General features: G+C 69.1%; 18 protein-coding genes. 4 read left to right on the top strand and 14 right to left on the bottom strand.

Annotated features, from left to right (window positions below):
* Positions 1-138 precede the first annotated feature (138 nt).
* The 3 genes from meaB to ACFVHY_RS09935 are packed head-to-tail and all read right to left on the bottom strand — an operon-like array spanning position 139 to position 5,356.
* Positions 139-1,137, bottom strand: coding sequence for a methylmalonyl Co-A mutase-associated GTPase MeaB (gene meaB / locus ACFVHY_RS09945; protein WP_058250405.1), 999 nt, complete (start codon positions 1,135-1,137; stop codon positions 139-141).
* Positions 1,137-3,413 (bottom strand): methylmalonyl-CoA mutase, encoded by a 2,277-nt coding sequence (scpA, locus tag ACFVHY_RS09940; RefSeq protein WP_137810566.1) that lies wholly within the window; start codon positions 3,411-3,413, stop codon positions 1,137-1,139. The genes meaB and scpA overlap by 1 nt, the downstream gene beginning before the upstream one ends.
* Positions 3,410-5,356 (bottom strand): methylmalonyl-CoA mutase family protein, encoded by a 1,947-nt coding sequence (locus tag ACFVHY_RS09935; RefSeq protein WP_390271371.1) that lies wholly within the window; start codon positions 5,354-5,356, stop codon positions 3,410-3,412. The genes scpA and ACFVHY_RS09935 overlap by 4 nt, the downstream gene beginning before the upstream one ends.
* Positions 5,357-5,501: 145 nt before the next feature.
* Between ACFVHY_RS09935 and ACFVHY_RS09930 the strand changes: the two genes are divergently transcribed.
* The 3 genes from ACFVHY_RS09930 to ACFVHY_RS09920 all read left to right on the top strand — a co-directional run bounded on the left by ACFVHY_RS09930 (position 5,502) and on the right by ACFVHY_RS09920 (position 7,607).
* Positions 5,502-6,284: a TVP38/TMEM64 family protein gene (locus ACFVHY_RS09930; RefSeq protein ID WP_068971568.1), complete on the top strand. Its 783-nt coding sequence runs from the start codon at positions 5,502-5,504 to the stop codon at positions 6,282-6,284.
* A gap of 82 nt (positions 6,285-6,366) precedes the next feature.
* Positions 6,367-6,972, top strand: a complete 606-nt coding sequence (locus tag ACFVHY_RS09925; RefSeq protein ID WP_390271369.1) for a hypothetical protein — start codon at positions 6,367-6,369, stop codon at positions 6,970-6,972.
* The gene (locus ACFVHY_RS09920; protein ID WP_390271367.1) at positions 6,969-7,607 is read left to right on the top strand and encodes a hypothetical protein; all 639 of its coding nucleotides are present in this window, start codon (positions 6,969-6,971) and stop codon (positions 7,605-7,607) included. Before ACFVHY_RS09925 ends, ACFVHY_RS09920 begins: the two co-directional genes overlap by 4 nt.
* A 7-nt stretch (positions 7,608-7,614) precedes the next feature.
* On the opposite strand, the gene ACFVHY_RS09915 is transcribed toward ACFVHY_RS09920, so the two are convergent.
* The 3 genes from ACFVHY_RS09915 to ACFVHY_RS09905 all read right to left on the bottom strand — a co-directional run bounded on the left by ACFVHY_RS09915 (position 7,615) and on the right by ACFVHY_RS09905 (position 10,232).
* Positions 7,615-8,847, bottom strand: coding sequence for an SPFH domain-containing protein (locus ACFVHY_RS09915; RefSeq protein ID WP_269553678.1), 1,233 nt, complete (start codon positions 8,845-8,847; stop codon positions 7,615-7,617).
* Between the two features lie 46 nt (positions 8,848-8,893).
* Entirely contained in the window at positions 8,894-9,322 is a 429-nt protein-coding gene (locus ACFVHY_RS09910; RefSeq protein WP_058250399.1) for an NfeD family protein, read from the bottom strand.
* A gap of 82 nt (positions 9,323-9,404) precedes the next feature.
* Complete coding sequence (locus ACFVHY_RS09905; protein ID WP_390271365.1) at positions 9,405-10,232, bottom strand: DUF3097 domain-containing protein; 828 nt, start codon at positions 10,230-10,232, stop codon at positions 9,405-9,407.
* A gap of 149 nt (positions 10,233-10,381) precedes the next feature.
* Here ACFVHY_RS09905 and ACFVHY_RS09900 point away from each other — a divergent pair, with 149 nt between their 5' ends.
* Entirely contained in the window at positions 10,382-11,236 is an 855-nt protein-coding gene (locus ACFVHY_RS09900; RefSeq protein WP_390271363.1) for a serine/threonine protein kinase, read from the top strand.
* A gap of 25 nt (positions 11,237-11,261) precedes the next feature.
* Here the strand turns inward: ACFVHY_RS09900 and ACFVHY_RS09895 are convergent, their stop codons facing one another.
* The 8 genes from ACFVHY_RS09895 to ACFVHY_RS09860 form a co-directional block, all read right to left on the bottom strand.
* Positions 11,262-11,798, bottom strand: a complete 537-nt coding sequence (locus ACFVHY_RS09895; protein WP_390271361.1) for a hypothetical protein — start codon at positions 11,796-11,798, stop codon at positions 11,262-11,264.
* A 398-nt stretch (positions 11,799-12,196) separates the two neighbouring features.
* Positions 12,197-13,366 carry a ferrochelatase gene (locus ACFVHY_RS09890; protein ID WP_390271359.1) on the bottom strand — a complete coding sequence of 390 codons (1,170 nt, stop codon included), beginning with the start codon at positions 13,364-13,366 and terminating at the stop codon, positions 12,197-12,199.
* Positions 13,363-14,202, bottom strand: a complete 840-nt coding sequence (gene inhA, locus ACFVHY_RS09885) for an NADH-dependent enoyl-ACP reductase InhA (RefSeq protein ID WP_137810558.1) — start codon at positions 14,200-14,202, stop codon at positions 13,363-13,365. Before inhA ends, ACFVHY_RS09890 begins: the two co-directional genes overlap by 4 nt.
* 88 nt (positions 14,203-14,290) lie before the next feature.
* Complete coding sequence (fabG1, locus tag ACFVHY_RS09880) at positions 14,291-15,025, bottom strand: 3-oxoacyl-ACP reductase FabG1 (protein WP_065632177.1); 735 nt, start codon at positions 15,023-15,025, stop codon at positions 14,291-14,293.
* A gap of 87 nt (positions 15,026-15,112) precedes the next feature.
* Entirely contained in the window at positions 15,113-16,081 is a 969-nt protein-coding gene (locus ACFVHY_RS09875; RefSeq protein WP_137810557.1) for a VWA domain-containing protein, read from the bottom strand.
* A gap of 4 nt (positions 16,082-16,085) precedes the next feature.
* Positions 16,086-17,024, bottom strand: a complete 939-nt coding sequence (locus ACFVHY_RS09870) for a DUF58 domain-containing protein (RefSeq protein ID WP_338857577.1) — start codon at positions 17,022-17,024, stop codon at positions 16,086-16,088.
* Entirely contained in the window at positions 17,014-18,213 is a 1,200-nt protein-coding gene (locus ACFVHY_RS09865) for an AAA family ATPase (protein WP_390271356.1), read from the bottom strand. Before ACFVHY_RS09865 ends, ACFVHY_RS09870 begins: the two co-directional genes overlap by 11 nt.
* 184 nt (positions 18,214-18,397) lie before the next feature.
* A complete protein-coding gene (locus ACFVHY_RS09860; RefSeq protein ID WP_390271353.1) occupies positions 18,398-19,909 on the bottom strand; it encodes an NlpC/P60 family protein in 1,512 nt (503 codons plus the stop codon).
* Positions 19,910-20,183 lie beyond the last annotated feature (274 nt).

The raw sequence follows: 20,183 nt of genomic DNA, 5'->3' as shown, positions 1-20,183 counted from the left end.
ACCCCGGGGGCGCCGGGCCGCACCAGATGTCCACGCCGCCGCCGGGATTGACGTCGCATGCGACCTCAGTCCGTTGACGCGACCTCGATCGAGGTCGCACGGACGGATCGAGATCGCATGCGACCTCGATCGGTGCACTCAACGCTCGTCGAACGCGTCCACGATCCGTTGCGCGGCGAGTGCCGGGGTCAGCGACCCGTCCCGGAGCTGCTGCTCCACGTCGCCGCGGATCCCGCGCACGGCGGGTGAGTCACCGAGCCGGGACAACACGATGTCGTTGACCATCGCCCAGGTCCAGTCGATCTGTTGCTGGTTGCGGCGGGCGGTGAACTCCCCTGCCGCGGTGAGGGTCTCGTTGTGGCGTACCACGGTCTTCCAGAACTCGTCGACGCCGGTGTTCTCGATCGCGCTCATGGTCAACACCGGCGGCATCCACAGTGCGTCGTGCGGATAGATCAGCTTCAGCGCGTTCTTCAACTCGCGTGCCGCGCTCTTCGCCTCGTTGAGGTGTTTGCCGTCGGCCTTGTTCACCACGACCACGTCGGCGAGTTCGAGGACACCCTTCTTGATGCCCTGCAACGAATCCCCGGTGCGGGCCAGGGTGAGGAACGTGAACGTGTCGACCATGTTCGCGACCGTCACCTCGGACTGCCCGACTCCCACCGTCTCGACCAGCACGACGTCGAAGCCGGCCGCCTCGACGAGCACGATGCTCTCGCGGGTGGCCTTGGCCACGCCGCCGAGCGTGCCCGACGTCGGCGACGGCCGGATGTAGGCGTTCTCGGCCGTCGACAGCCGGCCCATTCGGGTCTTGTCGCCGAGGATCGAGCCCCGCGTGCGCGTCGAACTGGGGTCGACGGCGAGCACCGCCACCTTGTGGCCCAGCTCCAGCAGGTGCATGCCGAGCGCCTCGATCGTCGTCGACTTGCCCACCCCGGGGACGCCGGTGATGCCGACGCGGAACGACTTGCCCGCGTGCGGCGTCAGCTTCAGCAACAGCTCCTGGGCGGCGGCCCGGTGATCGGCGCGCTTGGACTCAACGAGCGTGATCGCACGCGCCAGATCGGCGCGGCGATCGGCCAGCACAGCGTCGGCCAGCGCGTCGACGTCGATGGGACGTCGCGGTTGGACCGCCATCAGTTCGCGGTCGCCCCGGGCAGTTCCAGGCCGAGGGTGTCGGCGAGCTTGCCGATGAGTTCCACGGCCGAGTCGGCGATGACCGATCCGGGCGGGAAGATCGCGGCGGCGCCGGCCTCGTACAGTTCGGCGAAGTCGCCGGGCGGGATCACGCCGCCGACGACCACCATGATGTCCTCGCGGCCGACCTCACGCAGCGCCTCCCGCAGGGCCGGGACCAGCGTCAGGTGCCCGGCGGCCAGCGACGACACACCCACCACGTGCACGTCGTTGTCGGCGGCCTGCGCGGCCACCTCCTCCGGCGTGGCGAACAGCGGGCCCACGTCGACGTCGAAGCCGAGGTCGGCGAACGCGGTCGCGATCACCTTCTGGCCGCGGTCGTGACCGTCCTGGCCCATCTTCGCGACCAGGACACGCGGCTGGCGGCCCTCCGCCTCGGCGAACTGGCGCACGGCCTCGATCGCCGCGTCGATGTTGCTCACCTCGCCCGCCTCATGTCGGTACACCCCGCTGATCGTCTTGATCTCCGCCTGATGGCGACCATAGACCTTCTCGAGTGCCTCGGAGATCTCGCCGACCGTCGCCTGATGCCGTGCTGCCTCGATGGCCAGCGCCATCAGGTTGTTCTCCAGGCCGCCCTCCGACGACGCGGCCGCACGGGTGAGGTCGGCCAGGGCCGCCTCGACCGCAGCCGAATCGCGTTGTCCGCGAAGACGGTCCAGCTTCTCGAGCTGCTCGGCGCGCACCTTCGAGTTCTCGACCTTGAGGACCTCGATCTCCTCGTCGTCGGCGACCTGGTACTTGTTCACACCCACCAACGGCTGCTGGCCCGAGTCGATACGCGCCTGGGTGCGCGCCGCCGCCTCCTCGATGCGCAGCTTCGGCAGGCCCTCGTTGATGGCCTGCGTCATGCCGCCGGCCTCTTCGACCTCGCGGATGTGCTTGCGCGCCTTCTGCGCCAGCTGATGCGTGAGCCACTCGACATAGTTCGAACCGGCCCACGGATCGATCGGACGGGTGGTGCCCGACTCCTGCTGCAGGAGCAGCTGGGTGTTGCGCGCGATGCGGGCCGAGAAGTCGGTCGGCAGCGCGATGGCCTCGTCGAGGGCGTTGGTGTGCAGCGACTGGGTGTGACCCTGCGTGGCGGCCATCGCCTCGACGCAGGTGCGGGCCACGTTGTTGAACACGTCCTGGGCGGTCAGCGACCAGCCCGAGGTCTGCGAATGTGTACGCAGCGACAGTGATTTCGCGTTCTTCGGACCGAACTCGGCGACGAGCTCACTCCACAGCAGACGCGCTGCACGCAGCTTCGCGACCTCCATGAAGAAGTTCATGCCGATACCCCAGAAGAACGACAGTCGCGGGGCGAACTTGTCGATGTCCAGGCCGGCCTCGAGTCCGGCGCGGATGTATTCGACGCCGTCGGCGAGCGTGTAGGCCAGCTCCAGATCGGCCGTCGCCCCGGCCTCCTGGATGTGATAGCCGGAGATCGAGATCGAGTTGAACTTCGGCATCTTCTGGCTGGTGTACTCGAAGATGTTGGAGATGATCCGCATCGACGGCTTCGGCGGATAGATGTAGGTGTTGCGGACCATGAACTCTTTGAGGATGTCGTTCTGGATGGTCCCGGCCAGCTTCTCCGGCGGCACACCCTGCTCCTCGGCGGCCACGACGTAGAGCGCGAGGATCGGCAGCACCGCGCCGTTCATCGTCATCGACACCGACACGCTGCCGAGGTCGATCCCGTCGAAGAGCTGACGCATGTCGAGGATCGAGTCGATCGCCACACCGGCCATGCCGACGTCACCGGCGACGCGCGGATGGTCGGAGTCGTAGCCGCGGTGGGTCGCGAGGTCGAATGCGACCGACAGTCCCTTCTGGCCGGCCGCGAGGTTGCGGCGGTAGAAGGCGTTGGATTCGGCCGCGGTCGAGAAGCCGGCGTACTGGCGGATGGTCCACGGCTGGTTGACGTACATCGTCGGGTACGGGCCCCGGATGAACGGTGCGGCACCGGGAACGGAGTCGAGCGGGTACGGATGTTCGGCATCGTCGAGGACGGCGTCGCGCTCGGCGCGCGTGTACACCGGCGTGACGTCGATCTGCTCCGGGGTGCTCCAGGTGACCTGGTCCACCGAGTAGCCGTGCGCCGAGGCGAGTTCCTCGGCGACCGCGGCCGCGGCACCATCAGCGGTCGTCGCACCGGTGTCGTCCGATGTCAGACCGATTCCGGCGAAGTTCGGAATCGTCTGTGTCAGATCGGGTTCGGTCTGGGTCATGCCGTTGCTCCCGCCGTCTTCGGGGATGTCGAGACCAGCTGGTCGAGAAGGTCGCCGAGGGTGCTCACCGCATCGATGCCGACGCGCAGCGAACCGTCGGGACGATCGTCGCCCTCGGGCCATTCCTTGTCCGGTCCGGCGAGGAGCACTGTCGACAGACCGGCCGCGCGAGCGGCCGCGAGTGCGGCGGACCCCTCTTCGGCATAGCGCGCCTTGGTTCCGCAGAGGACCGCGATCGGGGTGTTCGCCCCGGCCACCGCGTCGCCGACCTTGTCCGCGGTCAGCGGACCGGGGTTGACGACGGTGATGCCGCCGGCACCCAGGAAGTTCGCGACGAACGTGGTGCGGCCGTTGTGTTCGGCGACGCTGCCGAGCGGGATGAGCAGGATCGACGGCCGTGCACCGTGCTCGGCGAGCACGACGTCGGACCGGTCCCGCAGTTCCTCGAAGGCGCGTCCGATCCGCGCGAGGCGCGGCGTACCGGTGACGACGTCGGTGACCGCGGAAGCCGGGGCCCCCGTCGTCTCCGACAGTGCGCGCTCGTCGATGTTGGGGAACTCGTTGACGCCGGTGACCGAGATGCGGCGATGCGCGACCTCGGTGTCGCGGCGAGCGAGGGAGGCGTCGACCTTCTCGGCGATCCAGCCCGTGTCGAGCGCGACACGGTAACCACCGGCGGCCTCGACCTCGGTGAACACCGTCCAGGCGTTCGTGGCGAGATCGTCGGTCAGGGACTCGACGAACCACGAGCCGCCGGCCGGATCGAGGACGCGTCCGATGTTGGACTCCTCGAGCAGCAGCAGCTGGGTGTTACGGGCGATGCGTCGCGAGAAGGACGCGCTCGAGGTGCGCTTGTCCGCCGGGATGGTCGCGTCGTAGCCCAGGACGGTCAGCTGGTCGGCGCCGCCGACCCCGGCGCCGAATGCCGCGATGGTGCTGCGCAGCATGTTGACCCACGGGTCCCGCTGGGAGTACATCGACAGATCGGTCACGCCGTGGGTCAGCGCTCCGCCGACCTCGGGTGCGCCGACGACTTCGGCCACCCGAGCCCAGATCTTGCGCAGCGCACGGAATTTCGCGATCGTGGCGAATTGGTCGTCGTCGGCGGAGACGCCGAAGGTGATCTGACGCAGCGCGGCCTCGGGCGAGAGGCCGGCCGCGGTGAGGTCACGGAGATGGGCGACCGCGGCCGCCACCGTGAGTGCGAGTTCGAGGCCGTTGTCGGCACCGGCGGTGGCGAAGTCGCTGCCGTCCACCCGGAAGGTACGGACCCCGTCGGGCAGCCCGGATGCGGCGAGGGCCGTGGCCTCGTCGGGATCGACGGTCGCCCGGCCCGAGAACGCGGCCGTCAGCGGCGACAGGCCGAAGGAGTGGACGGTGGCCGCCGTCGGAGCGGCGGCGACCGGAGCGGCCTGGGCCTTTTCCTTCAGGCCGAGCAGTTCGCGAGCCGCCGCGATGCCCTCGGTGCCCGCATCGAGCGTCACCGGCACCAGATCGAGGTAGACGCCGCGCAGCGCCGTCGCGAGGTCGGCGACCCCCAGCCCGTCACCGGGCCTGCTCACCGAGAGCCAGAGACCGCTCGTCCCGTTGGCCATCGCCTCCAGGATGAGCTCGTTGAGGTCCGCCGCCGGCGTCGCGTCGTCGCCGAACCGTTCCGTGACGCGCCAGCCGGTGGTGACGTCGCGCGCGGGGTCGGCGCCGCGGACGAACGGGAAGCGACCGGGGACACCGGGCTCGGCGAGTTCGTCGCGACGTGTGTAGAGCGGCCGGATGGTCAGCCCGTCGGCGGTGTCGGTCGAGAGCAGCGCCTCGGGTGTGTCGGGCAGCTCGTCGACGTCGACGCGTCGCGACTTCGCCAGAACGGCCGCGGCGGCCGTCGACCACGCCTGGTAGGCGTCGTCGAGTTCTGACTCGGGTTTGGGCTGGTCAGTTTGCTGTGGCATGTGGGGAAGCACACCTCCGTGAATGCACTGTGATGAGCGCGTACACGACACTAGCCGATCGCTCGCTCGGCTCGGCGTCGAGGTCGGCGTGACGTGGCGCACTCGGGGACCCGGTACACCGCTGGGCCCAGCGTAGAGTGTCCGGGTGCCCGATCGATCCGCTGTCAGCGAGGATGTCGCCGGCCCGACCGCGGCCGACGCGGAGATCGCGGACGCGGCGAGCGCCGGAGACGGTCACCCGCCGACGTCGGGCCGTCGTCGGGCCGATCGACGGATCCTGCGCCGGGCTCTCGTCGCCGCCGTGCTCCTCGCCGCCGTCCTGGCCGCGTCCTACTTCGTCCCGCTGCCCTCGATCTCGAGCGTCCGCGACTGGGGCGCGGATCTGGGACCGGCCTTCGTGTGGTTGTTCTTCCTCGCCTACGCGGTCGTCACCATCGCCCCGATCCCGCGGTCGACGTTCACGGTGATGTCCGGGATCTTCTTCGGACCGCTGGTCGGTTTCGCGGGGGCGATGATCGCCTCGTCGGTGGCGGCGGTGGCAGCCTTCGTCCTGGTCCGCAGGGTCGGACGCGACCGCGTGCAGCCGTATCTGAAGGCACCGGTGGTCCGTGCCGTCGAGTACCGGCTCGAGCGTCGTGGCTGGTTGGCGGTCGGGTCGCTGCGGTTCATCGCGGCATGCCCGTTCTCGGTGGCGAACTACTGCTCGGCACTGTCCTCGGTGCGTCTCGTGCCGTACGCGATTGCCAGCATCCTCGGCATGGCCCCCGGCACCGCGGCGGTGGTCATGCTGGGCGATTCCCTGACCGGTGACACGCATCCCCTTCAGCTCGCGGTCACCGGCGGCCTGTTCGCGATCGGCATCGCCGGTCTGGTGCTCGACTCCCGCCTGCCGGTCTCGTCGTCGAACGCAACAAGCGCAGCGACTTGATCCCCGAGGATCAAGTCACCCAGCGCGATCCCATCCAGTCAGGGGACTTGATTCACAGCGATCAAGTGCATAGCCTTGAGTGATGTTCGTACTCACCGTCGACCAACGCGGAAGTCGCCGCGACATCGACCGGGTGGACGCCATCCTCACCGCTCTCGCAACGGTCCAGACCGTACGGGCCTTCGAACGTACCGCGGGCGACGAGATCCAGGGAGTCCTCGCCGATCCGGTGACGGCCGCCCGACTGGCCGTCGAACTCACCGCCGAGGGTCACTGGAGTGTCGGCATCGGCGCCGGACCGGTCGACGAGCCTCTCCCCCCGTCCACCCGGGCCGGGCGCGGGCCCGCCTTCGTCCACGCTCGCGACGCCGTCGAGGCCGCCAAGCGGCAGCGGGTCCCCCTCTGTGTCCGCGGCCCGGAGACTCGCTGGTCCCGTCACGCCCAGACGGCCGGCCGTCTCATCGCCGACGTGATCACCGCGCGCAGTGCCGCCGGCCGGGAGGCGGTGGAGCTGATGCGCCGCGGCCTCACCCAGGTCGAGGCCGCCGCCGCACTCGACATCACGCCACAGGCCATGAGTCAACGGCTGCGGACCGCGGCGTGGGATCTGGAATCCGATTCCCTCGGCCTCGTCGCCGACGCGCTCGCCGAGGCCGACCGACACAGCCCGTCCGGAGGATCGGAATGACCACCGCAGCGATCACCCTTTTTCTCCTGACCGCACTGGCGACGCCGACCTGGGCGCTCGCGACGCGGGAGAAGCGCAACCACGCGCCGGTGTCCGTCGTACGCAGACTCGACGTCATCGGAGCCGTCGTCCTGCTGGTCCTGGCCGGGGTGACCGCCGTCCTCGCCGCCGTGGCCGCGCCCGCCAGCGGCTTCCTCGCCTCGGCCGTCCCGGTCGTCGCCGCGCTCGCGGCGGTCACCGGCGGCGGACCCGTGGTCCGGACGGTCCTCGTCGCCGGAGGTGTCGGCCAGCGCCCGGGGCCCGGACCCGATCCGGAGGGGTCGCCGGATGACGGAACCGGGGACGACACCGACACGCCCGACTCCCCGGCGCCCGCCCCGACCGACCCGGCCGACCCGGCCGAAGCCGGGCCGTTGCGCGGCGGCCGGGTGATCGGATACCTCGAACGCCTCGCGGTCGTCACCACGTTGATGGCGGGGTGGCCCGAAGGCCTCGCGATCATCCTGGCCGTGAAAAGCCTCGCCCGCTACCCCGAGCTGCGCGCCCCGCATGCGGCCGAGCAGTTCATCATGGGCACCTTCGCCTCGGTGATGTGGGCGGTCGGCATGGCGGGCGTCGAGCACCTCATCCGCTGAGCCGTTCTCAGGTCGTGGGCTCGGCCGGCCCCGGCTCCTCGGGCTGTACGGGCTGGGACCACGCACCATCGGTGAGCTCGGCCGGCTCGGACCCCACCGGCGACGCATGGCGCGACGCGCGCGCCGCACGAGCGGTGATCTCGGGCGCGACCGGGGTGCGGGCCACCGCCTCCGCCTCGGCGACGGCCTGGGCGACCTTGGGGTCGGAGGCCATCGAGAACCAGTCCTCGGTCTCCGAGTCGTCGATCGGCGAGGGCGGCGAGTCGGCCGGCTCGTACCGGAACACGCCATCGTCTCCCTGCACACCGAAGGATTTCGCGAAACCCTGGAGGGCCGAACCGAAGTCGGACGGCACCACCCACACCTTGCTGCCCTCGCCCTTGGCCATCTCGGGCAACTGCTGCAGATACTGGTAGGCCAGGAGTTCCGGGGTCGGCTTGGCCGCCTTGATCGCCGCGAAGGTCTTCTCGATCGCCTTCGCCTCACCCTGGGCGTTGAGGTACGACGCGGCGCGGTCGCCCTGCGCCCGCAGGATGCGCGACTGCCGCTCCGCCTCGGCCGCGAGGATCGCGGCCTGCTTGGCACCCTCGGCGGCGAGGATCTGCGACTGCTTGTTGCCCTCGGCGGTCTTGATCGCCGACTCGCGCTGGCCCTCGGCCGAGAGGATCGTCGCCCGCTTCTCACGGTCGGCCTTCATCTGCTTCTCCATCGACTCCTGGATCGACGGCGGCGGCATGATCGACTTCAGCTCGACGCGCGCGACCCGGAGGCCCCAGCGGCCGGTCGCCTCGTCGAGGACTCCGCGCAGCTGGCCGTTGATGGAATCGCGGGAGGTCAGGGTCTCCTCGAGCGTCATCCCGCCGACTACGTTGCGCAGCGTCGTGATCGTCAGCTGCTCGACGCCGGCGATGTAGTCGTCGATCTCGTACACGGCGGCCCGGGGATTGGTGACCTGGAAGTAGACGACGGTGTCGATGGACAGCGTCAGGTTGTCCTCGGTGATGACCGGCTGCGGCGGGAACGACACCACTCGTTCACGGACGTCGACGCGGGCGCGGATGCGGTCGATGAACGGCAACAGCAGGGTGAGTTGGCCGGACACGGTGCGGGTGTAGCGGCCCAGTCGCTCGATGACCGCGGCCTCCGCCTGCGGGATGAGCGCGACGGACTTGACCAGCATCACCACCACGAGCAACACGAGCAAAACGATGACGGTCAGGCCGAAGATCTCGTACTCCATGGTCACCTTCCAGCGTTGTCGTTCGGTGGTGTCGCGGCGGCCGCATTCAGGCGCGCCACACCACCGCGGTCGCGCCGTCGATCTCCACGACGGTCACGTGGGTTCCGGGTTCGAGCACCTGGGTCGGGTCCATCGTGCGGGCCGACCACACGTCGCCGCCGATCTTGACGCGTCCGTCATGGGCGTCGACCTGTTCGGTCACCACCGCCGGCCGACCCTCGAGCGCCTCGGTGTTCATCAGGACCGCCGGACGGTTCAGCATGTGCTTACGGGCGATCGGACGGACCGCGACCAGCAGCAGCACCGAGACGAGCGCGAAGACCAGCCCCTCGACCCACAGCGGCGTCTCGAACGCGAAATCGACGCCGGCGGCCGCGAATGCGCCCCCGGCGAGCATGAGCAGGACGAGTTCGCCACCGAACATCTCCGCGACCACCAGGACGATCGCGGCCGCCAACCACAGCAGGGCGCTCATGGGTCCAGTCTGCCAGAGATGTCCGAACCGCCTTCGGCGCTCACGACGCTGGTGGCCCCCGGTCGGCGTCAGGCCGTGTGCGTCACCTGGGCTCTTCGGCCGCGGTCACGAAGTCGATGAGTTCTTCCACCGACCGCAGCAGATCGACCTCGAGATCCCGGAAACTGCTCACCCCGCCCAGCACCCGGCGCCAGCCGTCACGAGGGTCCCCCCAGCCGAGCTCGGCACACACCCCGGTCTTCCAGTCGGTGCCTCGCGGGATGTGCGGCCACGCCGGGATCTTCACCGACGCCGGCTTCACCGCCTCCCAGACGTCGATGTAGGGATGCCCGCACACGAGGACGTGCTCCCCGACCTCGGCGGTGAGATGTGCTTCTTTGGAACCCGCCACCAGATGGTCGACGAGGACACCGGCCCGGCGATGCGGTGCCGGCTGGAATTCATCGAGTGCCGCCTCGAGGTTGTCGAGGCCGTCGAGGCTGACGACGACCACGCCCTCCGCGCGGAGGTCGTCACCCCATACGCGCTCAAGGAGTGTCGCGTCGTGCACGCCCTCGACGAAGATCCGGCTGGCGCGCGCGGTCCGCGCGCGGGCGCGAGGGGCGGCTCGCGATCCCGACGCCGTCATGGCTGGCTGCTGGGGGCCTCTGGTGCGCGGCCGCACGAGCGTCACCGGCCGACCGTCGATGAGGAACGCGCCGGGGTGCATCAGGAACACCCGCGTCTGACCTCGCCGGTCCTCCAGCCGGACGAGATCGCCGGCGTAGCTCTTCTCGAGCCCGACGACCGCACCGCAGAAGCCGGTGGCGGCGTCCTCGACGACCAGATCGCGCTCCGCAGCGACCTCCGCGGGACGCGGCTTCGCCCGACGGGGCTGGGAGAGCACATCGCGTCCGTAGCGGTCATCCATCGCACACCACCATCTCTCGATCGGTCATCTCGTGATCACGCCGCCGCGATGGACAGGTCGGGCGGCGCACACACCGTATGCCCCGCGGGCCCGCCCGCGGGGTTGCCACGCCCGGCTCCCCCCGGCCTCGCCGGTATCCTGGCTTCTTGATGAAACGCAGCCGCCTGCTCTCCGCCACCGTCGCGTGGCCGACGTGCGCCCTCGGCGCCTGGTCGGCCGCCTGGCTCACCGGCCGGTGCTCCCCCGACGACGTGATCGAAGCTTTGGCGGAATCCGCCGACCGGCACCTCCTGCACTGGCCCGACGGCGGCGTCGCCGGGGCCGAACAGGCAGTGCCCGCAACGGGTTCGGCGAACGGGGTGCTCGATCTGCTCGCGCTGCTGCGACCCGCTCGACGCCTCGTCGTCCGCCTGCCCTCCACGGGTGATCCGCAGGGACTCCCACCGCATGTCGCGACGTCGGCTGCACTCGCCGTGGGCGAGGTGCTGCTCGTCGACGACGCGGCGGGCGCCGGCACGCTCGCGCTCGTACCGGAGTTCGCCGCCGACACCGCCGATCCACCGTTCGTCACGTGCACGTGGTCGGCCCACCGCTACGACGCGACCCTCGACCTCGGTCATCTCGTATCCGCGGGACCCAGTGCCGGCGATCTGGAATACGAACTGCGGCAAGCAGTTCGAGAGGCGACCACGATCATCGGTGGGCTCGGCGGACGCCGGTCGGCCGACGCGAGCGACCTCCTTACGCAACTCGCAGCGCTCACCGCACGTCACCGCGTGGCCCTGCCCCCGCACGTCCTCGACGCTCGGGCGACCCGCCTGATCGACACGGCGGCGCAGGTCGAGGCGATCGTCGACCTCGCCGGAGCGCGCAACGTGGAGATCGGAGACAGTGCCGGACAATGGGATTCCGGCGACGCGACCCTCCGCGGACTACAGGTGCTCACACGGACGGCACGCGCGGCCGCGGTCAACCACACGATCATCGAACTGCTGGGCCGCTGAGTCCCCGGGCATCATTCCCGGAAAATCACACCCGAAGCCGCGGCGGACGTTCGGACACCACGCCGTACAGATCGAGTCCGTTCCGCTGTTCGGTGGCGAACAACGTCGCCCCCCATTCGTGGACGAACCAGTCCCGCAGCCGAGCGGAGCCGGTCCAGGCGTAGTACGGCCGGGCCGCAGCGACACAGAACCGTTCCACTTCGCGCATCATGCGAACGAGAGCGTCGCCACCACGAGCTTCGGGAACAATCGCCGCGATCCGCACATCGACGGCATCCGATGCCGGGGAGGGCAATTGTGGGCTGGTGAGGAACTCGATCAGCCGCTCGCGGAGTCCGGGAATGGCCGCGACCCGGACGAAATCAGCCGGGACGAGCGGCGGTTCGCCGTCGGGCGACAATTCGACGTCGTGGGGATGCCAGATCAGAATTCCGACGAGATGCTCGTTCTGGAAGGAACCGAATACGCAGCCGGCTTTGAGATAAGGCCGCACCAGGATCTCGGCCAACCATTCCCGCAGCGTGAGATCCGGGAGGTGGTCACCCAATACCCACCGATACAACGGAATGTCCTCGACCGCTCGTGCGAGAAGCTGCGTAGCAGGTCGGAGATCAACTGGGATGAGTAGTCGTTCTGCGGTCAACACTGTTGATACGCGCGCACAAAGGAGAGATCACACCGCTGTGGGCTACGTCGTCAACGCAGCCCACAGCGGGAACGGATCTCAGTCGACGGGCTCGCTGCTGCCGTCCGCGGAGCCGGTGGAAAGTGTCTCCAGAATCGGTCCGAGGAAATCGATCTCGAGCCTCAGTGGTCCTTCTGCCATGGAAATTCCTCTCTCACGTTCGCACCCCGATTCAGATGCGCGTACCACGAGAGTTTCATTTCGATTGAGGCGCAGATCACATTATGGACCGTTCCTATATCAAATCGTTATATAGGCAAACAAAGCCGGCGAATCTACGCGCGGTCAGATGGCCTCGCCGCAGATCTCGGCCGCGCCGCGGGCACACAGCACCGGTCCCGACAGGTGCTGCCGTTGTCTCCGCATCCCATCGCCGACAGGTCGCCGAAGCCCCCGGCGTAGGCCTCCACGAATTCGCCGATCATCGAGATGAACCGCGGATCGGGACCCACGGTGTCGGCGCGGACATAGTCCATGCCGAGACGCTCGGCGACCTCCGCGGCCTCGTTGTCGAGATCCCAGATCACCTCGAGATGGTCGGAGATGAATCCGACCGGATAGACGACCACCCGTCGAACACCCTCCGCGGCCAGGCTCTCCAGATGGTCGCAGATGTCCGGCTCCAGCCACGGGATCTGCGGTGGACCCGACCGTGACTGCCAGACCTGATCGAAGTCGGCGATGCCGAGCTCGTCAGCGACCGCCTGCGACGCCGCCAGCACCTGGCGCGAGTACAGCGTCCCGCCGTCGGCCGCCGGACCCGACGCCTCATCGGCCGAGGTCGGGACCGAATGGGCGGTGAAGACCAACCGCGGCGTCTCCTCACCGGGCCCGAGGGCGTCCAGAGCCCGGCGCACCGCGTCGGCCCCGGCCGCGACGAACGCCGGATGCGACCAGTACTGCGGGAGTTTGCGGAGCACCACCGCGCCGTCGGGTTCACCGCTCGTCGGTTCACGGTCGGCGAGCGCCGTCACCGCCCGGTCGATGTCCTCGTGATACTGCCGGCATCCCGAGTAACCGCCCCACGCCGAGGTCGGGAACACGAGGATCCGGCGATGACCGGCGCGGTACATCTCGGCCAGGGCGTCCTCGACCATCGGGTGCCAGTTGCGGTTGCCGAAATACACCGGGAGGTCGACACCACGTCGGTCGAGCTCGGCGCGCAGGGCATCGATCATCTCGAGGTTGAGCCGGTTGATCGGTGAGACGCCGCCGAAGTGCAGGTAGTGCTCGGCCACCGACTCGAGCCGTTCGCGCGGGATCCCCCGGCCGCGAGTGACGTTCTCCAGGAACGGCATCACGTCCTCGGGCCCGTCGGGTCCGCCGAACGACAGGAACAGGACGGCATCGAACGGGGCGGGATCGAACGGGGCGGGATCGAACGGGGCGGGATCGACGGGCGCGCGATCGACGGGCGCGGTGTCCCCCGGTGCTGGCGAACTCATGAGCCGGTGGTCATGCCCTCCGGGAACCAGGTGTTGTGGCTGGCGCCGCCGTCGACGTAGACGATGGAACCGGTGGTCGCCGGCAGCCAGTCGCTGAGCAGCGCACACACCGACTTCGCGACGACAGTGGGATCGTCGACGTCCCAGCCGATCGGGGACGCGCCGTCCCAGTATTCGTTGAGCATGTTGAGCTGCTTGGCGTCATCGGTCGCGGTACCCGCGATCGCCTTCGCGGCCAGGGTCTTGATCGGGCCGGCGGCCACCAGGTTCGACCGGATGTTCTTCGCGTTGCCCACTTCGCGCGCCACGTACCGGTTCACCGACTCGAGCGCGGCCTTCGCCACACCCATCCAGTTGTAGTACGGCATCGCGGTGCGGGGATCGAAGTCCATGCCCACGATGGAGCCGCCCTCGTTCATGGCGGGGAGCACGGCGCGGGCGAGCGAGGCGTAGCTCCACGCCGAGATCTCGAAGGCCTTGGCGGCGTCGGGGCCCGGCCCCTCCAGGAACGGCTTGGCCTCCGGACCCATCAGGGTGCGCGGCGCGAAGGCGATCGAGTGCATGACGCCGTCGATGCCCTGCGGCGCCAGCTCGGCGAGCTTCCCGGCGAGCGCGCCGAGATCGTCCTCGTTGGTGACGTCGAGCCCGATGGCCGGCGGCACCTCCTTCGGCAACCGCTTGGCGATCCGGTCGATCAACCGGAGCCGTTCCGGGATGCCGGTGATGAGGACCGTGGCGCCCTGCTCCTGCGCCATGGCGGCGGCGTGGAAGGCGATCGACGCATCGGTGATGATGCCCGTGATGAGGACGGTCTTCCCGTCCAGGATTCCGCTCACGAAGATGTGCTCCTGAGTTCGACGTTGATTGAAGTGCCTTACGACTGCGCTGTGCGGGTCAGTAGCCGTGCGACCGCGCTCGGCGGTTTCAGTGCCCCATGCCCATTCCGCCGTCGACGGGCAGGACCGCGCCGGAGATGTAGCCGCCCTCGTCGGAGGCGAGGAAGCTGATGGCCGCCGCGACGTCCTCGGGTTTGCCGGTTCGGCCGAGCGGGATCGCCTGCTTGGCCATCTCGATGTAGCGGTCCTCCATCGACGCGGTCATGTCCGTCTCGATGAACCCGGGCGCCACCACGTTGGCGGTGATGTTGCGCGAGCCGATCTCACGCGCGATCGAGCGCGCCATCCCGATCAGGCCCGCCTTCGAGGCCGCGTAGTTCACCTGGCCGGGGATGCCGGACATCGCGACCACCGAGCCGAGGAAGATCATCCGGCCCCACTTGGCGCGCTGCATCCCCTTGGTGGCGCGTTTGGCGCACCGGAACGCGCCGGTGAGGTTCGCGTCGAGGACCTTTTCGAAAGATTCCTCGGACAGTCGCATGAGGAGCATGTTCTCGGTGATCCCCGCGTTGGCGACGAGGATCTCCACGGGACCCTGATGCGCCTCGACCTCGGCGAAGGCGCGGTCGACCGACTCCGAGTCGGTGACATCGCACTTGACGCCGAACAGTCCGTCCGGGGCTCCGGAACCGCGGTGCGTCACCGCCACCCGGTGACCGTCGGCTGCCAGTCGCTGGGCCACGGCCAGGCCGATTCCGCGGTTGCCGCCGGTCACCAGGACCGAGCGGGAGGGATTCTGCGCTTCGTTGCTAGCTGCCGTCATGGGTGTTCAACTTATCCGTTCTCGTTGCGGGGGTGACACGCGGTCGGTGGGCGGGGCGCACGGCGGCACACCCCGGACACGTCCGCGTCAGGGCAGCCGGCGGTTGATGGCCAGCGCGGCGAACGCCGACACCAGCGCGAACAACGTACCGGCGATCAGCCACGGCTTCGAATTGTCCCCTCGACGGGTCTCGTAACCGATCTCGTCCTGGAGCTGCTCGTAGACCTTGTTCAACTCGTCGAGGCTGGCCGCGGTGAAGAAGTCGCCACCGGACAGGTTGGCGATCTTGCGCAGCGAGTCGTCGTCGACCGGCACCGGCACCCGGTCGCCCTCGAGTTCGACGGTGCCGGTCCGGGTACCGAAGGAGATCGTGGAGACCGGGATCTTCTCCTCCTTGGCCTTCCGGGCCGCGGTGAAGGCACCCCGCGGGTCGTCGGGGTCGTCCGGGACGGTCTCCTTACCATCGGAGAGCAGTACGATCCGCGCAGGTGGTGCGCCCTCGGTCCCGCCGAGCACCGCGTTCAACGTGCTGATCTGCTGCAGGGCCGCGAAGATTCCCTCCCCGGTTGCCGTCTTGTCGTCGAGCCGCAGTTTGTCCACCGCGACCTTGGTGGCGTTGTGATCCGGCGTCGGCGACACGAGGCTGGCGGCGGTACCGGCGAAGGAGATCAGTCCGAGATTGATCCCCTCGGTCAGCTCGTCGGCGAACTTCTTCGCCGCCTCCTGCGCCGCGCGGATCCGCGACGGCGACACGTCGGTGGCGTTCATCGACCGCGACACGTCCATCACCAGGACGACGGTCGCCTTGTTGCGCGGCACCTTGCGATCGGCCTGCGGCCCGGACAGCGCGACCGTCAACAGGATCAACGAGACGATCAGCAACGCGATCGGCAGGTGCCGCAGACGACTCCGGTCTGCCGGCGCGACCGACTTCAGCAGGTCCAGGTTCGCGAAGGTCAGCGCACGCTGCCGCCGCCGGCGCAGCATGTAGACGTACGCGGCGCCGAGCAGCGCCACGACCAGGAGCAGGAGCAACCACCAGGGACTGGACAGCATCGACCTACCCCACCCCCGCCGCGAGGCCGCGGCGGCGTTGTGCGACGAACTTGACGGTGTCGGCGATCCACTCCCGATCCGTGCGCAACGTCAGGATCGCGCCGCCACAGCTGCGCAGGGTGCGGTGGACCCGCTGCTGGTGTGCGCGCGCCGCGGCCGCGAAGTCGCGCCGGAGGTCGTCGGTGATCGTCACGTCGTGGGTCTCCCCGGACTCCGCGTCGGCCAGGGTGACCTCCCCGATCGCCGGGAGGTCGAGATCGCGCGGGTCGAGGACCTCGACCGCGAGGAGTTCGTGGTGTGCGCCGATGGCGCGCAGCGAGCGCTCCCAGTCGATGGGGCCGAGGAAGTCACTGATGACGACGGCGAGGCCGCGACGGCGCTGGGGCCGTCGGAGCGCCTCGATCCCCGCCTTCAGGTCACCCCGGACGCCGGGCGAGCTGCGTCGCGTGGTGGCGATGGTCTTGAGGAGGTTCTGGGCGTGCGCGCGCCCGGCACGGGCCGGTACCCGCACCACGTCGTCACCGGTCACCACCAGCGCGCCGTGCCGGTTGCCACCGCCGGTCGTGAGGTGGACCAGAGCCGCGGCCGCGGCGACGGCCAGGTCGCGCTTGGTGCAGTCGACGGTGCCGAAGTCGAGGCTGGCCGAGGCGTCGACGACGAGCCAGGTCTCGAGTTCCCGGTCGGCGATCATCTGCCGGACATGCGGCTGGGTCGTGCGTGCGGTGACCGACCACTCCATCCGCCGGACGTCGTCGCCCGGCTGATAGGCCCGCGCCTCCCCCGGCTCCGAACCCGGCCCTGGGATCAGACCCAGGTGCTCGCCCTGGAGCACGCCGTCGAGTTTGCGCCGCACGGTGAGCTCGAGCATCTTCAGCGCCGCTGTCAGCTGCGCCTCGTCGAGCAGCCCGGCGCCGAGACGCGGTAGGTCCCGATTAGCCGCCATACTGAGGTGAATTCCGGTTCGCCGGGGCCGAATTCGGGTCCATCGGACCGGCGGACTGCGGGACCTGCTGTCCCGCATACCCATTCGGCCCGTGTCCGGGATTGGGCGCCTGCTGCTGTCCGGCCGGGTACTGCCCCTGCGGCACCGGCTGCGCGCCGACCTGCGGCAGTCCGACGGTCTGCAGGACGCGGGCGATGACCTGGTCGGCATCGATCTCGTCGGCCAGTGCGTCGTAGGACAGCACGAGGCGGTGCCGCAGCACGTCGGGCATGATCTCGACGACGTCCTGCGGGATCACGTAGTCGCGTCCGCGGACCAGCGCCAGGGCGCGGGCCGCGGCCACGATGCCCAGCGTCGCACGAGGCGACGCGCCGTAGGACAGCCACGACGCGACGTCGTTCAGGCCCAGCTCGGCCGGCCGGCGGGTGGCGTTGATGACCCGTACGACGTAGTCGACGAGCGCGTGGTGGACGAAGACGTTCGCCGCGGTCCGCTGCAGGCGCAGCATCGCGGCGGGGTCGAGGACCTGGGAGGCGGTCGGCGGGACGTTGCCCATCCGATAGACGATCTCGCGCTCCTCCTCCACCGACGGGTAGTCGACGAGGACCTTGAACAGGAAGCGGTCCCGCTGCGCCTCGGGCAGCGGGTAGACACCCTCGTTCTCGATCGGGTTCTGCGTCGCCATGACCAGGAACGGATCCGGCATCGAGTACGTCTTGCCGCCGATCGAGACGTGCCGCTCGGCCATCACCTCGAGCAGCGCCGACTGCACCTTCGCGGGTGCGCGGTTGATCTCGTCGGCGAGAAGGAAGTTCGCGACCACCGGGCCGAGCTCGGTGTCGAACTCCTCGCGGCCCTGACGGTAGATACGCGTACCGATCAGGTCGGTGGGCACGAGGTCAGGGGTGAACTGCACTCGCGAGAACGACCCGCCGACGACGCGGGCGAACGTCTCGACAGCGAGCGTCTTCGCGACACCCGGCACGCCCTCGAGCAAGATGTGTCCGCGCGCGAGGAGACCGACGAGAATGCGCTCGACGAGCTGATCCTGGCCGACGATGACGCGCTTGACCTCGTAGATGGCCCGCTCGAGCAGGGCGACGTCGGCCTCGCTCAGCACCGAGCCGTCCGCTCCTGCCGCCGCGGGATCCCCCGTGGCCGCCTTGCCGAGGGAGTGCGATTCGGTCAACCCGTGCTCCTGTTCCTCTGAACTGCTGTTCCGTCGAACCGCGAGGGCCCACGGGCGGCGCGAACGCGCAGCGCGCAGGCGTCGACCCCGCGTGTCTGTGCCAGCCTAGCCGTGCCGGCTGAAAAGGTGCCAAGAAGACTCGGCGGGTGTCGGTCGTTCACAGCGCCGCCGGAACCACCACGCCTCAGAGCAGACGGACCACGTTCGGCATCGCACCGTTGGTGCGCAGCGGGGACACCTTGACCACGTCACCCGACTGCGGTGCCTCGACCATCTTGTTGTCGCCGAGGTACAGCGCGACGTGCGCACTCGCGTTGGGGCCGTAGAAGATCATGTCGCCGCGTCGCATCTGTGACAGCGGGAACTGCGGCCCCGAGGTGTACTGGTAACCGGTGTAGTGCGGCAGTTCGATTCCGACGCCGGCGAACGCGTAGATCATCAGGCCGGAGCAGTCGAAACCGATCTTGTTGTAGTCGCCGTAGCTGTCGGCCACACCGCCGTCGCGGATTCCCTGCGTCGGGCCGTTCGCGTCGCCACCGCCCCAGGCGTAGGGCACGTTCAGCTGCGAGAGCGCACGGTTGACGGCGATCTCGACGGCTTGCGGACCGCGCAGCCCGGGTCGGACGACGCCGCCCCCGCCCCCGCCGCCGGAGGAACTGCCGAACAGAGAGCCGAGGCTTCCCGAACCCAGTCGCGCACTGAGGGTGTCGCCACCGCTGCTGCCGGTGATGTCCGCACCGCCGATGCCGAGCTCGTTCAGCAACTCGGACTGGGGCAACTGCTGCTGCCCGACCAGGCCGGCGAGGATCGACGAACCGACGTCGATGGCGAGGCGCGCGGCGGCCTCCGCCGCGACGGCCAGTGCCTGGTTGTCGGTGGCGGGCGTGGCCGGCAGCGCCTTGAGCGCCCCTTCGGCCGACGGGTCCGTCGGGAAAAGGTTCGAGAGCAGATCGCTCGCCGACGGCCCCTCGACCGTCTTCTTCGGCACGTATCCGCGAATCGTGTTGAGGCGCTTCTGGACCCGGTCGCGTTCCCCGATCAGCGTGGCCTTGCGCTTCTGCTGCGAAGCGATGGCGGCCTTCGCCTCGGTGACCGCTGCCATGGCGTCGGTCTTGCGCTGTTCGGCGCTCTTGGCCGCGAACGACGCCTGCCGGCGGGTGGCCTCGACGGCGGCGAGTCGGTTGGCCTTCTGGTTGCGGGCCACCTGCAACCGCCGGATCATCTCCTGCTGCTTCTTGCCGACCTGATCGATCAGCTTCATGCGGTCGAGGACGCCCTGCGGGTCTTCGGAGGCGACGTAGTTCGACATCGAACCCTGCTCGGGCCCCTGCTGGTACGCCAGGCGGGCGAACCGGTCGAACTCCTTCTGCGCGTCGACGACGGCCTTGCTCGATCGGTCGAGTTCGGTACGTGCTCCACGCGCGGCCACCGTGGCGAGGCGCTGCTGCGCGAGCGAGTTCTGGAAGTCGACGATCGATCGGTTCACGTTCTCCTGGCGGGACGCGAGCGCCTGGTCGAGGTCGGCGATGTCCTGGTTGACCGTCGCGATCCGGTTGATCAGACCGGAGATGGGCGACTCGGGCGTCTTCTTGGGCGCCGCGTCGGCATGACCCGCGCCGACCGCGCAGACGAGTACGACAGCAAGGGCCGCCGAGACGCGCGCCGGCCATGACGCACCAGTTCTTCCTCGCCTCACCTGGAACTCCTCGCGATTCGCGGGGATCTTCCGATCCCCGGTCCGGCGACCGTCCGGGGTGTCTGAACCCGCGGCGATCACGCACTGCACTTCCGCCACATCGGACCCTGTAGAGAACACAGGCATCACACGCGACATCAGAACCGTACGTCACATCAACCACACGAGAAAACCGTGTTCGCGAATTACAAAGGCGTGATTACCTGCGAAAATGCCGTGAACTGGCGAAAGATCGAACGGTCGTCAAGGTCTCGAATTGGCAACAGACCGGAAG

This window comes from Gordonia sp. NPDC127522 (assembly GCF_042672305.1).
GTDB lineage: Bacteria > Actinomycetota > Actinomycetes > Mycobacteriales > Mycobacteriaceae > Gordonia > Gordonia hongkongensis.
Note: the sequence above shows the minus strand (reverse complement) of the source record. Positions and strands in the feature narration are given on the sequence as shown.

What these genes read in the sequence shown, in the direction of transcription:
- meaB (WP_058250405.1), bottom strand. Translation starts at nt 1,137, where the DNA reads ATGGCGGTCCAACCGCGACGTCCCATCGACGTCGACGCGCTGGCCGAC.
- scpA (WP_137810566.1), bottom strand. Translation starts at nt 3,413, where the DNA reads ATGACCCAGACCGAACCCGATCTGACACAGACGATTCCGAACTTCGCC.
- ACFVHY_RS09935 (WP_390271371.1), bottom strand. Translation starts at nt 5,356, where the DNA reads ATGCCACAGCAAACTGACCAGCCCAAACCCGAGTCAGAACTCGACGAC.
- ACFVHY_RS09925 (WP_390271369.1), top strand. Translation starts at nt 6,367, where the DNA reads ATGTTCGTACTCACCGTCGACCAACGCGGAAGTCGCCGCGACATCGAC.
- ACFVHY_RS09920 (WP_390271367.1), top strand. Translation starts at nt 6,969, where the DNA reads ATGACCACCGCAGCGATCACCCTTTTTCTCCTGACCGCACTGGCGACG.
- ACFVHY_RS09915 (WP_269553678.1), bottom strand. Translation starts at nt 8,847, where the DNA reads ATGGAGTACGAGATCTTCGGCCTGACCGTCATCGTTTTGCTCGTGTTG.
- ACFVHY_RS09910 (WP_058250399.1), bottom strand. Translation starts at nt 9,322, where the DNA reads ATGAGCGCCCTGCTGTGGTTGGCGGCCGCGATCGTCCTGGTGGTCGCG.
- ACFVHY_RS09905 (WP_390271365.1), bottom strand. Translation starts at nt 10,232, where the DNA reads ATGGATGACCGCTACGGACGCGATGTGCTCTCCCAGCCCCGTCGGGCG.
- ACFVHY_RS09900 (WP_390271363.1), top strand. Translation starts at nt 10,382, where the DNA reads ATGAAACGCAGCCGCCTGCTCTCCGCCACCGTCGCGTGGCCGACGTGC.
- ACFVHY_RS09890 (WP_390271359.1), bottom strand. Translation starts at nt 13,366, where the DNA reads ATGAGTTCGCCAGCACCGGGGGACACCGCGCCCGTCGATCGCGCGCCC.
- fabG1 (WP_065632177.1), bottom strand. Translation starts at nt 15,025, where the DNA reads ATGACGGCAGCTAGCAACGAAGCGCAGAATCCCTCCCGCTCGGTCCTG.
- ACFVHY_RS09875 (WP_137810557.1), bottom strand. Translation starts at nt 16,081, where the DNA reads ATGCTGTCCAGTCCCTGGTGGTTGCTCCTGCTCCTGGTCGTGGCGCTG.
- ACFVHY_RS09870 (WP_338857577.1), bottom strand. Translation starts at nt 17,024, where the DNA reads ATGGCGGCTAATCGGGACCTACCGCGTCTCGGCGCCGGGCTGCTCGAC.